The sequence below is a fragment of the Halomonas lysinitropha genome (assembly GCF_902500215.1).
GTDB lineage: Bacteria > Pseudomonadota > Gammaproteobacteria > Pseudomonadales > Halomonadaceae > Halomonas > Halomonas lysinitropha.
On sequence record NZ_CABVOU010000014.1, the window covers coordinates 18,487 to 30,711 of the forward strand.

A 12,225-nucleotide genomic window follows, 5' to 3' on the forward strand; every position below is an offset into this window, starting at 1 on the left:
GATAGTAATCAGTTACTATCTAGCACGGAAACGGCGCCTCCGCCAGCGAAAAGCCGCCGCGGGATGACGTCGATCAAAGGGACGTGGAAAGGCTCAGTGCCCGGGCTTCAGCCCCAGCCGCCGAGCCAGCTTGTGCAGGTTGCTGGGATCCAGCTCCAGTCGCCGGGCAGCCGTCGCCCAGCGGCCATCGCAGGCCGCCAGGGCTTCGCGGATCGCCTGGCGCTGGGCCCGCTCCACGCACTCGCGCAGGCTCGATGCGCCTACCCCACTGGCGTTCTCAGGCATTTCCGTTGCGCTGCTGCCTTCTCTCTCGGGCACGGGCAGGTCGAGCCAGGCCGGTTCCAGGGTGATGATCTCGTCGCGCCGCGCGCCTCGGCTCAGGGCCTTGATCGCCGCGCGGCTGATCACATGCTCCAACTCGCGCACGTTGCCCGGCCAGGCGTATGCCAGCAGTGCCTCTTCGGCGTCGGGAGAGAGGCGCAGGCTGCGTAACCCGAGACGCACCCGATTGATCTCCAGGTAGTGGCCGGCCAGCACCAGGACATCGCTGCCCCGCTCGCGCAGCGGCGGAATCGCCACCGGATAGGCGGACAGGCGGTGATAGAGGTCGGCGCGGAAGCTGCCGTCGCGTACCGCCTCGGCCAGGTGCCGGTTGGTGGCGGCAATGACGCGCACATCAACACGCCGCGGGACATCCTCGCCGAGGCGCTGTACCTCGCCCTCCTGCAGGGCCCGCAGCAGCTTGGCCTGGACCGGCAGCGACAGCTCACCTACCTCGTCGAGCAAGAGGGTTCCCCCATCGGCCGCCTCGAAACGCCCGGCGCGCTCGGCGGTGGCGCCGGAGAAGGCCCCTTTCACATGGCCAAACAGCTCGCTCTCGGCCAGTGCCTCCGGCAGGGCGGCGCAGTTGACCTGCACCAGCGATGCGGCGTGTCGAGTAGAGCGACGGTGGAGACGGCGGGCGAAGAGCTCCTTGCCCACCCCGGTCTCGCCGCTGAGCAGCACCGGCAGGTCCACCCCTGCCACTACGTCGAGCTCGCGCAGCAACCGCTGCAGCTCCGCGCTGTGGCCGAGGATATCCCGAGCCTCGGGCGCTGCCAGCGGCAGGCCACTCTCCTGGTGGGCCATGCGCAGGGCGCGCAGGTCACGCTCCAGGCGGCTGACCCGCACCGCCGCCTCGACCAGCAGCGCATAGCGTTCCAGGGCCGCCCGGTCCGCGGCATCGAAGGTCCCGGCCTCCAGTGCATCCAGGGTCAGTGCTCCCCAGGGCTCGCCCTCCACGTGCAGGCTGATGCCCATGCAGTCATGGACATGCAGCGGCTGGCCGGGCTGCTGCTCGACCAGGCCATCGTAGGGGTCAGGCAGAGTGGCATCCGGCGGGAAGAGGGTGGTGCGACGACTGGCGAGGATGGTGGCGAGGCGTGGATGCTGGGCCACCTCGAAGCGCCGTCCCAGTGCCTCGCGCACCAGGCCCTCCACGGCCAACGGCACCAGGGTACCCTCCTCCAGGCGCAGCAAGCAGACGGCGCCGCAGCGAAAGCCCTCGCGCAGGGTGCGCACCAGGCGCTGCAGGCGCACTGCACTGGGCAGGTCGGCGACCAGATCCGCCAGCAGGGTCTCGTCGAGCATGGTGATTTTCACCTTAAAGGGTTCAATCTACCCTAATGGATTCGGGTATTTTTAACCAGCATGGCCTCAATGCCCCATGAAACAGGCCCTTGGGAACTGGCACGCCGCTTGCTAAGTATGGGGTACCCCCTATCTCTGTCATTCATCCGACCCAGGAGCTCCCGCTATGAGCCTGATCGAACAGACCGTTGGCCGTACCGCCCTGACCCTGCCCGGCGCCACCCGAGTGTTCCACGACCACAACATCGACTTCTGCTGCGGCGGACGTATCAGCCTGCGCGAGGCCGCCGAGCGGGTCGGCCTGGCCCCCCAGGCACTGGTTGACGAGCTCGAGGCACTGCCGGCCGGTGCCAATGAGGAGAACGACTGGCAGTCGGCCAGCAACGACGAGCTGATCGACCATATCCTGACCCGCTATCACGACGTCCATCGTCAGCAGCTGCCCGAACTGGTGCGCATGGCCCGTCGCGTCGAGCAGGTCCACGGCCAGCGCGACACCTGCCCCAACGGCCTCGCCGACCTGCTCACCACGATCCACCAGGAGATGGAGAGCCATATGCAGAAGGAAGAGCAGATCCTCTTCCCGATGCTGCGCCGCGGGATGGGCGCCCAGGCCCAGGGCCCCATCAAGGTGATGCGCCATGAGCACGACGATCACGGCGAGAACCTCGAGCAGGTCATGGCGCTAACCGACAACATCACGCCGCCCAAGGGCGCCTGCACCACCTGGCGCGCCCTCTATACCGGGCTACGCGAGTTCCGCGGCGACCTGATGCAACACATTCACCTGGAGAACAACCTGCTCTTCGAACGCGCTGGTTGAGCGCCAGTCGCACCCAACCACGACGCGTCGCCCTGCCGGTGGCGCGTCAGGGAGGCCACCATGAAAGCCATCTTGCTCGAACGCCTGCACGCCGACCACCATCGCTATGCGGCGCTGCTCTGCATCCTCGACCGCCAGCTGCATATCGCGGCCTGTGACGAGCTCCCCGACTACCAGCTGCTGGCCAGGCTGTGTCATTACCTGACCCGCCAGCCCGAGGAGTGGCACCACCCAGTGGAAGATATCCTCTTCGCCCGCCTGGCCGGCTGCCATGCGCAGAGCGCCGAGCTTCTGGCGGTGCTCACCGAGGAGCATAGGCGGATCACCCGCGATGGAATGGAGCTGGAAGCGACCTTCCACCGCCAGGCCGAAGAGGCGCCACAGGTCGAGCTCGACCTCAACCGGCTCAACCTGGCCCGCGCCTTCAGCGAGCTATACCACCATCATCTGCACAGCGAGAACCACAACGTCTACCCGCTGATCGAGCACTGTATCCCTGCCAGCGAGTTGGATGAGCTGTCGCCCCGTATCTCGCTCACCAGTCCTGCCGAAGGCAGTCCCGACTTCCAGCGACTCTATCGGCAGATCGCCGATCACCACACCGGGCTGCGTCTGGGCCATGGTGAGCAGGCCGACTTCTGTCCGCTATGCGACGCCAGACCGGCGGCCGCTTCCTGATCCGACAATCAACTGACCCAATGATATCGGCCCCCATAGCAGCGCCCGTAGGGGGTTCCTTGCGATGCCATCGTCTATTTCAGACCCCAGGCGGCTGATCTGGGACATCATATGAACGCTGCCCCTGCGCCACGCCGGCGGCGGGGCTAGCCTGAATATTGGCTGGCGTGCTGCACAGATGGCTATTTCATGCCCGAAAATGGCGATAGAAGAACCCCTGCAATCCCAGAAAGATCTTTCGAGATGGGATAATGAGGGTGGTGCACATCCAGACGACGCTCAAGCTGACACATCCGAAACGAACCAAGAAGGGAGATCAATCATGTTGCATACCATGTTGACGCGTTCAGCCCCTACTCGCTGCGATCGTGGCCGACACACTGCCCTTGCCCTTGGCACGCTGGTAGCACTGGGCATCAGCGCTACCAGCCTGGCCGCAGAGCCCGTCAGGCCTGATCTGACGCCCAAGCTGCAAGGCTTGCTGAAGAAGGAAATGATTCAGGTCGAGTTGGCAATGCAGGACGTCTATAGCGCCATTCTGCAAGGACGACACACCACGGTGGCCGAAAAGGGGCAGTCGATTCACGACAGCTTCATCCTGGATCAGTCCCTGACCAATCAGGATCGTCAGGATCTGAAGGCCGCCGTGCCACCGGAATTCCTTCAGATGGATGCGTACCTGCATGAGCTCTCGGCATCACTGGCCGAGGCTGGCCGTACGGAAGACACTCCCCGGCAGGTGGAACTCTTCGGTCGCATGACCGAATCCTGTGTGGCCTGTCACAGCGCCTACGTGGCCGACCGCTTCGAGGGACTGCAAGCCTCGGATGTTCCGGCAGAGTGGGGGCTGGCCCCCGAGGGGCCGGGCGAGAGATCTGCAGATTAACCTGCCTCGGGTCTTGCTTCAGGACAAGCGGATATTCTGGCCCTGATCCATAGTGAGAACCCGATACGTGCAGCCTCCTTTTTCGCCGACCCCGCCCACCGCATCAGTCGGTGAGCGGCGGCTTGGTATCATCACAGCGATCATAGTGGAAGCGCATGTAGACGATGCCCGGCGTCATCACTAGCCGCCAGGCCAGCTCCACCTCGTCGTCGAACTGCTCGTCGAAGCTGCGAACCGTGTCGATCAGGGCCTCGAGCCAGAGGTCATAGAGCCCGGGACGTATATCGAGGTGGGCGCGACTGTGGCTGATCGCCACCTGATCCAGATAGTAATCGGCATGGCTCGAGGCGTAGAACGCCAGCAGGTGATAGAAGCCCTTCTTGAGCATGGCCTGCTGGCGCGCCATGTCGGTCTGGCGAAACTTCTCCGCCACCTCCGGGGAGGCCGCGACAAAGCGCTCATAGAAGGCCGCGAAGAACGCCTGCCCGTCGACCTCCTGGCTCAGCACCCGCACGTAGCTCTCATCGAAGAGGCGTTCAACGTCCACGACTCTCACCGCCTGGTCGATATGCCTGTACTGAGGCTAGGTCAACTGATCACGCCGGGCCTCGATCTGCGCCCCGGTTCTGGGTTAGACATGATCTGCGTCATGCCACAGACGTCTGCCACGAATACTCCTTCACCATGACACCAGTCAAACGCCGGACAAGGGTAGTCCACTAGCATGGTCGGGTTTTCATCGAGAGGAGTCTCGCCATGGAGCTCGTCTGCCCCGCCGGCAACCTGCCCGCCCTGAAGCGCGCCGTGGATGAAGGGGCCGATGCCGTCTATTTCGGCTTCCAGAACACCACCAACGCCCGCCAGTTCGCCGGTCTCAACTTTACCGACAAGCGGGCTCGGGAAGGCATCGATTATGCCCATGCCCGCGGCAAACGGGTCTTCTGCGCCATCAACACCTACCCCCAGCCGGACGGCTGGTCGATGTGGACCCGTGCCGTGGACCAGGCCGCCGACCTCGGCGTCGACGCGCTTATCATGGCCGACATGGGACTGCTCGATTACGCCGCACGCCGCCACCCTTCCCTTCCCCGCCACCTATCGGTACAGGGCTCGGCCACCAGCCATGAGGCACTACGTTTCTACCACGAGCAGTTCGGCATCAGGCGTGCCGTGTTGCCGCGGGTGCTCTCCATCACCCAGGTGCGCGACCTGGCCAAGCAGTCGCCGGTGGAACTGGAAGTCTTCGCTTTCGGCAGCCTGTGCATCATGGCGGAAGGACGCTGCTATCTGTCTTCCTACCTGACCGGTGAATCGCCCAACACCCGCGGCGTCTGCTCCCCGGCCGCCCATGTGCGTTGGGAGGAGACCCCGGAGGGCCTGGAATCGCGACTCAACGGCGTACTGATCGACCGCTACGCCGCGGGCGAGAACGCCGGCTACCCCACGCTGTGCAAGGGGCGCTTCGAGGTGGGCGGCGAGACCTACCACGCCATCGAGGAGCCCACCAGCCTCAACACCCTGGAGCTGCTGCCGGAGCTTGCGGAGCTGGGCATCAGTGCGGTCAAGATCGAGGGCCGCCAGCGCAGCCCGGCCTACGTCTCCAAGGTCGCCGGCATCTGGCGACAGGCCCTAGACCGCCTCGATCGCACCCCCGGCCACTTCCACACCGAGCCCGCCTGGATGACCGGCCTCGGCGAGGTCTCCGAAGGCAGCACCACCACCCTGGGCGCCTACGAGCGCCGCTGGAAATAGGAGAGAGCCCATGTCTGCCACCCCCAGGCTCCAGCTGTCGCTCGGCCCGGTGCTCTTCTACTGGACCCGCGAGCGCTACGCCGACTTCTATCGCGAGGCCGCCGACTGGCCCGTGGACATCGTCCATCTCGGCGAGTCGGTGTGCTCGCGGCGCCGCGACATGAAGCTCGACGACTGGTTAGGCATCGGACGCGAACTGGCCCAGAGCGGCAAGCAGGTGGTGCTGGCCAGCCAGACCCTGATCGAGTCGGAGGCCGACCTGCGCGACCTGCGCAAGCTCTGTGACAACGGCGAGTTCCTGGTCGAGGCCAACGACCAGAGCGCCCTTCAGCGCCTGTCGGCGGCTGGCCAGCCCTTCGTGGCCGGTGCTGCACTCAATCTCTACAACCCGGCGACGCTGGCCGTGCTCTCCCGCATCGGCATGCGGCGCTGGGAGGCGCCAGTGGAGATGTCGAAGGAGGACCTGGCGAGGCTGCTGGCCGACTGCCGCGAGCAGGGCCTCGACGCCCCTTGCGAGGTGTTTGCTTACGGCCACCTGCCGCTGGCCTGGTCGTCGCGCTGCTTCACCGCGCGGCGCTACCAGAAACCCAAGGACCGCTGCCAGTTCGTCTGCCAGAAGCATCCGGAGGGCCTCGCCCTGCGTACCCAGGAGGCGGACCAGGTATTTACCCTCAACGGTATCCAGACGCTCTCCGGCGCCTGCCAGGACCTGCGCCACGAGCTACCCGACATGGCCGAAATGGGCGTCGGCGTGGCTCGCCTGAGCCCGCGTCCCGAGGGGATGGCTGAGGTGGTCGCCGACTTCGATGCCGCCCGGCGCGGCGCGCTTCCCGCTCCCGACCCGCTGGCGCTGGTGGACGCCGAGATCTGCGACGGCTACTGGCATGGGCGACCCGGCATGGACCACAGCCGGGGCGCCGGCCTGAGGTGAGCGCCATGGTGATTACCCTGACGCCCGAGCCCGGCGCCGCGATTCACCTGCCCATCGCCGGTTTCGACGCCCGGGACGACCATGCCTTCCCCGGGCGGCGGGCCGTGGTGGTCTACCTGCAGGGCTGCCCCCTGCAGTGCGGCTACTGCGAGACGGCGAGCAGCATGGGGCCGGCACGGAGCGCTGCAGCGGGGGAGTGGCACGCCATCGAGGGACTGCTGGCCGCTCGGATCGGCGAGTTCGATGCGGTAGTGTTCAGCGGCGGCGAACCCAGCCTGCACCCCGACCTGCCGGCTGCCGCGGACGCCTGCCAGGCGCTGGGACTGGCGGTGGGGCTGCACACCGCCGGCTCCTACCCGGAGCGCCTGGAACGTCTGCTGCCGCGGCTCGACTGGGTGGCCCTGGACACCAAGGGGCGCGGCATCGACTTCGACCGCATCAGTAAACGTAGCGGCATCTGGCAGCGCCACGCACGCAGCCTGTCGCTGCTGCTGGAGAGTGAGGTGCCCTTCGAGTGCCGCACCACGCTGCACTGGCGGGACTTCACCTTGGAAGCGCTAGAGCGCCTGGCCATGACCCTGGCCGACTGTGGTGTGCGCCGCTACGCTATCCAGCTGGCCCGCCTGGAGCGCTGCCTGGATCCCGCCTACCGCGAGCCGGTGGAAGATGCACCGCCCCGGGAGGCGCTGGAGGCCCTGGTCCGGCGGCTGAATCGCCACTTCGACCACCTCGAGCTGCGGGGCTGACGCAGATTCTGAAGACACGCTCCCAAATGCCACCGCCCCGGGACACTCGCGTGACCCGGGGCGGTGGGCGATTGCCGGCTGGCGGTCAGCCTAGCCGCGCTCTTGTTAACCGGGCTATCGTTAACCGCACTTGGACCAGCCGCAGCCGGAGTAGCAGGTGGGGCAGCCGTCCATCATGATCAGCTCGCCGTTGCACTCGGGGCAGTGGCCCACCACGGTGGGACCGTCGCTCTTGGCGTGATCGGCATGCTGCGCCTTGCGCTCGATCTTCTCGATCTCCTCGTTGGTGGGCGGCTGCCAGGGATGGCCGCTCGCCAGGCGCTGGGCATAGCGGCTGACCAGCTCCTCCACCGGCACCTGATTGCCGTCCTGGTCGAGGAAGCCGCGGCGAAAGAGGATCTGCTGGATCGACCAGGCGATCGCCGCGACCTCGGAGTCGTGGAACATCGGCTTGCCCCAGCGGTTCATGCCGCAGCGCACCAGGCCCTTGTCCCAGGCCACCTTGCGCAGGTCGGCCACCGCCTGGGTAACATAGCCGCCCCGGGCGGCCAGCGACAGGCTGCGCATGGTGGCGGTGATCCACTGGTGCTCGCTGGAGAGCTGGCCGGAGGGGAAAAAGAACTCCACGGGACGCTCGATCACTACCCGCTTGCCATTGAGCACGCCCTCCACGGGCATGAACGACACCAGCAGGTAGACCTTCTTGCGCCCCTCGGCGCCGACATAGGAGATCTTCTCCGACACGGCCTCCAGAGTACCCTCAGGGCGAGAGGGGATACGTACCGTGAGCGGGTTCTCGTCGGCCAGCGGTGGTTCTTCCACCGCCTTCTTGACGCTGTAGGAAACGATCTTGGAATTGATCTCGACGGCCATCAGGCGGCTCCTCCGGAAAGTTGTTGGGTGGCACTGGGCATCCATCGCTCGGGGCTGATCCGGCAAGAGCCGTTACTACCATTTGCCATAAGTGCCTTCCTTCAGCGCATCATAGAGATTCGCCGCGTTGTGCTCCTCGCCGTCGTAGATGACCTTCTCGTCGCCGGCCAACTCCACGCTCTCGCCGTTCTCCAGCTCGAAGACGTAGGTGGTGTTCTTGAGGTCGTCCTCGCGTACCAGCACGCCCTGGAAGGCCTCCGGATTGAAGCGGAAGGTGGTGCAGCCCTTGAGCTTGCTGGTGTAGGCGTCGAGGTAGAGATCCTTGAACTCATCGAAGGCGAACTCGGTGGGCACGTTCACCGTCTTGGAAATGGCCGAGTCGACCCACACCTGGGCCGCCGCCTGCACCGCCACATGCTGCTTGGGGCTCACCGCATCGGCGGTGATGAAGTAGTCGGGCAGGTCACTCTCCACGGCGTCGGCGGCGATGAAGTGACGATAGGCGGCCAGCTCGAAGGAGACCACCTCGACCTGCTCCTTGGTCTTCTTGCCCGACTGGATGACGTTGCGGAAGTAGCGATGCGAGAAGGAGGGCTCGATGCCGTTGGAGGCATTGTTGCCCAGCGACAGCGAGATGGTCCCGGTGGGTGCGATCGAACTGTGATGGGTGAAGCGCGCGCCGTGCTCGGCAAGCTGAGAGACCAGCTCCGGCTCCACCTCGGCCACCTTCTGCATGTAGCGGCTGTAGCGGGCGTGCAGAATACGGCCGGGTACCTTGTCGCCCACCTCGTAGCCATCCTGCTTGAGCTCGGGGCGTTCGCGTATCATGCGCGGGGTGATCTCGAAGTCCTCGGCCAGTGCCGGCGCCACGCCCTTCTCGCGGGAGAGCTCGAGCGCCTGCTTCCAGCCTTCCAGCGCCAGGTTGCGGCTTACCTCCTCGGTGAAGGCCAGTGACTCGGGCGAGCCGTAGGGAATCTTGAGCATGGTCAGGGTCGAGCCCAGACCCAGGAAACCCATGCCGTGGCGGCGCTTGGCCTCGATCTCCTTGCGCTGACCCTCCAGCGGCAGAGCGCTGATCTCCACCACGTTATCGAGCATCCGGGTGAAGATCGCCACCACCTGGCGATAGCGCTCCCAGTCGAAACGTGGCCGCTTGCTGAAGGGCTCGATGACAAAGCGGGTCAGATTGACCGAGCCGAGCAGGCAGGCGCCCTCGGGCGGCAATGGTTGTTCACCACAATTATGAGCATGAAAAGCATTAGCATCAAAAGTGTTGATGCCGGGTACTTGGACATCATAAACCTCTTCGACACCCGCATCTTCATGACCCACGACCCGGGCAACGAAACGCTCTCTATTTAGTTGGCGCTGGTACCCGTCCAGCAGGGTGTCAAGATGATCCTGCTTGTCACGGTCACCGAAGCCGATACGCGCGGAAAAGCGCTCGAGGTTGGCACCACTGATCACCAGCTCGTGCTGAGGCAGAGTCTCGTATCCACGATGACCGCCCTTGCCATCGGGAAGGTCGCGATTGGCGGCCTGGCGCCTGTCCCGATAAAGCATGGTAATGATGCCGAGACGCTGCAACATGCGCTGTACGGCTTCGAGTCGGGAAAGGTCAGACTGCGCCAGACGAACGCTGACGCCTTTCGCTTGACTCCCCTGAACAGAACCATCCGCATCGAAGAAGCCACGCAGGAATCCGACATAACCGCTTGATGAAGATTGCTCAAGCTCAGGCGTGATCGCCTTGTTACCAGGCTGCATCCCCATCTCGAGCGCCAGATTTCGCAGTGAGGCCGTGGATAGACGGTACTCATCGCGACCACTGACTTTCTGCCAGCCTGAAAAGTCCGCCCGATGCGGCAGGCTCCTGGCAGCCGTTTCTGCCAGGGCCATGACGGCACGCACACCCTCGGAAATTGCGCCATCGTTGCCGTTGGCCACGGCGGCCCGCGGCCATACGGACAGGATGGCCTTGTCTTCCTTGAGCGTGCCATCGCCAATCAGCAGTCCCAGGAGGTATCCCTGAGCTTCATCGAGTTTGCCGCTCCAACCGGAGGCATCACGATGGTCGTTGAGCAACACCCGGTCACCCGCCTGCAGTTCTCCCGCAGCACACCACTCTGTCTCCGTGCGATAACGCGTAAAGGCCGATACCCGACGAATGCGGTGATCATGTGTCAGCTTGAGGTTGTAGCCTTCGGCGGTGCGCAGCCGGATCACCGGTTTGGTGGCAGTCGGGAAGAACCCCTCGGGCCCGCTGTGGTAAGCCTCGCCATCGATCACGGCGGCAAAGGAGCGGCCAACGAGCTGCGCAACCTGGCGCGGTCCTTCCGTGGTCTGCACCCAAGTATCCGCTGTCACGCACGGGTTGGTCGCCCGGATCTCCTCGCAGAACCAGTTATTGTTCATGCGATTGACCTGGTCGATCAGGATGAAGCCCGGCTCGGCGAAATCGTAGGTGGAACTCATGATGGTGTCCCACAGCTCGCGGGCCTTGATCACCTCGACGATGCGGCAGGCCACGCGCCCTTCGGCATCGACGGTATAGCCCTTTTCCACCACCGGCCAGTCGCGGTAGATCAGCTCGCTCTGGTCGACATCATCCTTCTCGCCCTCATGAAGCGGAAAGGCCAGTGGCCAGTCGGTATCGTGCTTCACCGCCTCCATGAACTCGTCGGTGATCAGCAGGCTGAGGTTGAACTGACGCAGGCGGCCCGCCTCACGCTTGGCCTCGATAAACTCACGCACGTCGGGGTGGCCGACATCGAAGGTGCCCATCTGGGCGCCGCGGCGCCCGCCCGCCGAGGCCACCGTGAAGCACATCTTGTCGTAGATATCCATGAACGCCAGCGGACCGTTGGTGCCGGCGCCGGCGCCGAACACGAAGGCCCCCTTGTGGCGCAGGGTGGAGAACTCGTAGCCGATGCCGCAGCCCGCCTTGAGGGTCATGCCGGCATCCACCACCGAGTCGAGGATATCGTGCATGGAATCGCGGATGGTGCGCGACACGGTGCAGTTGATCAGGCTCACCGCCGGCTTGTAGGCCTCGGCGCCGGCGTTGGACATGATGCGCCCGGCGGGGATGGCGCCGTTCTCCAGCGCCCAGCGAAACTTCGGCAGCCACTCATCGGCCTGGTTACCCTCCACGGCCGCCAGAGCCCGGGCCACACGGTCCCAGGTAGCAGTGACGTCCTTATCCACGGGGTGGCCGTGACGGTCCTTGAGGCGATACTTGGAGTCCCAGATATCGCGGGACGGCCCCTGCAGGGGGACCTCGCTGGATGACTTCACGGCCTTGGTGGATGTGCTCATGCAGATGGCTCCGGAAAAATGCGTTTATCGAAAAAACTCAGGTCGTACGTCTCGCCAGTCGCTCCAGGCGGACCAGCAGTTCACCGAAGGGGCCCTGGGCCAGTCCCTCTTCGCGACCGTCGAGGAGATTCTTGACCATCAGGCCCAGCTCGGTATCGCCCTCGATCAGCAGGCGACGCTGGAAGAACAGGCTGTCGGGATCCTCGCGACGCGTGGCCAGGCAAAGGAACTCGCGCCAGCCGCCGCGAATGGTGGCTTCGCCGGGTTCACGGCAGAGCACCAGGCGCTGCGCCTCGAGGCTCAGTGTCAACATCACGCCGAGATCCTCGATAGCCAGACTGATTCGTCGTCCCTCCAGGGCATCGAACTCGCCCTCTTCAAGAGGCTCGGCGAAGGTGCGGTTGAGCAGCGGTTCCACCAACCGACGCTTGACGGCCAGCGGGATGCAGGGATCCAGGGTGCGGATCAGACGGCTCGGGACGGACGGGAGCGGGAACGAAGGTAGAGGCAGGGACATGAGGTTACTCCTGATGACATCGGCGCGGCTGGGCCGCCAAACCGCTCATCCTAGGGGCCATCTAAACCGCCC

General features: G+C 65.0%; 11 protein-coding genes. 6 read left to right on the plus strand and 5 right to left on the minus strand.

Going from position 1 to position 12,225, the window contains the following annotated elements; translation table 11 throughout:
- Positions 1-93 precede the first annotated feature (93 nt).
- Positions 94-1,629 carry a nitric oxide reductase transcriptional regulator NorR gene (gene norR, locus HALO32_RS00185; RefSeq protein WP_151441764.1) on the minus strand — a complete coding sequence of 512 codons (1,536 nt, stop codon included), beginning with the start codon at positions 1,627-1,629 and terminating at the stop codon, positions 94-96.
- 166 nt (positions 1,630-1,795) lie between these two features.
- Here norR and ytfE point away from each other — a divergent pair, with 166 nt between their 5' ends.
- The 3 genes from ytfE to HALO32_RS00200 all read left to right on the plus strand — a co-directional run bounded on the left by ytfE (position 1,796) and on the right by HALO32_RS00200 (position 4,016).
- Positions 1,796-2,452, plus strand: coding sequence for an iron-sulfur cluster repair protein YtfE (gene ytfE, locus HALO32_RS00190; RefSeq protein WP_151441765.1), 657 nt, complete (start codon positions 1,796-1,798; stop codon positions 2,450-2,452).
- 60 nt (positions 2,453-2,512) lie between these two features.
- Complete coding sequence (locus HALO32_RS00195; RefSeq protein ID WP_151441766.1) at positions 2,513-3,130, plus strand: hemerythrin domain-containing protein; 618 nt, start codon at positions 2,513-2,515, stop codon at positions 3,128-3,130.
- 322 nt (positions 3,131-3,452) lie between these two features.
- Positions 3,453-4,016 carry a hypothetical protein gene (locus tag HALO32_RS00200; protein ID WP_151441767.1) on the plus strand — a complete coding sequence of 188 codons (564 nt, stop codon included), beginning with the start codon at positions 3,453-3,455 and terminating at the stop codon, positions 4,014-4,016.
- A 103-nt stretch (positions 4,017-4,119) separates the two neighbouring features.
- Here the strand turns inward: HALO32_RS00200 and HALO32_RS00205 are convergent, their stop codons facing one another.
- Positions 4,120-4,563: a globin gene (locus HALO32_RS00205; protein ID WP_151441768.1), complete on the minus strand. Its 444-nt coding sequence runs from the start codon at positions 4,561-4,563 to the stop codon at positions 4,120-4,122.
- A gap of 209 nt (positions 4,564-4,772) precedes the next feature.
- Here HALO32_RS00205 and ubiU point away from each other — a divergent pair, with 209 nt between their 5' ends.
- From ubiU to HALO32_RS00220, 3 genes are read left to right on the plus strand one after another with little or no spacing between them, the layout of a single operon-like run.
- Entirely contained in the window at positions 4,773-5,768 is a 996-nt protein-coding gene (gene ubiU / locus HALO32_RS00210) for a ubiquinone anaerobic biosynthesis protein UbiU (RefSeq protein WP_151441769.1), read from the plus strand.
- Positions 5,769-5,778: 10 nt separating this feature from the next.
- A complete protein-coding gene (locus tag HALO32_RS00215) occupies positions 5,779-6,699 on the plus strand; it encodes a U32 family peptidase (protein WP_151441770.1) in 921 nt (306 codons plus the stop codon).
- 5 nt (positions 6,700-6,704) lie between these two features.
- Complete coding sequence (locus HALO32_RS00220; RefSeq protein WP_151441771.1) at positions 6,705-7,445, plus strand: anaerobic ribonucleoside-triphosphate reductase activating protein; 741 nt, start codon at positions 6,705-6,707, stop codon at positions 7,443-7,445.
- A gap of 120 nt (positions 7,446-7,565) precedes the next feature.
- Here HALO32_RS00220 and HALO32_RS00225 read toward each other — a convergent pair whose 3' ends face one another.
- The 3 genes from HALO32_RS00225 to ubiT form a co-directional block, all read right to left on the minus strand.
- Positions 7,566-8,318 (minus strand): ribonucleoside-diphosphate reductase, encoded by a 753-nt coding sequence (locus HALO32_RS00225; protein WP_151441772.1) that lies wholly within the window; start codon positions 8,316-8,318, stop codon positions 7,566-7,568.
- A gap of 75 nt (positions 8,319-8,393) precedes the next feature.
- Positions 8,394-11,636, minus strand: coding sequence for an LAGLIDADG family homing endonuclease (locus tag HALO32_RS00230; protein WP_151441773.1), 3,243 nt, complete (start codon positions 11,634-11,636; stop codon positions 8,394-8,396).
- A 37-nt stretch (positions 11,637-11,673) separates the two neighbouring features.
- Positions 11,674-12,153, minus strand: coding sequence for a ubiquinone anaerobic biosynthesis accessory factor UbiT (ubiT, locus tag HALO32_RS00235; protein WP_151441774.1), 480 nt, complete (start codon positions 12,151-12,153; stop codon positions 11,674-11,676).
- Between the last annotated feature and the right edge of the window lie 72 nt (positions 12,154-12,225).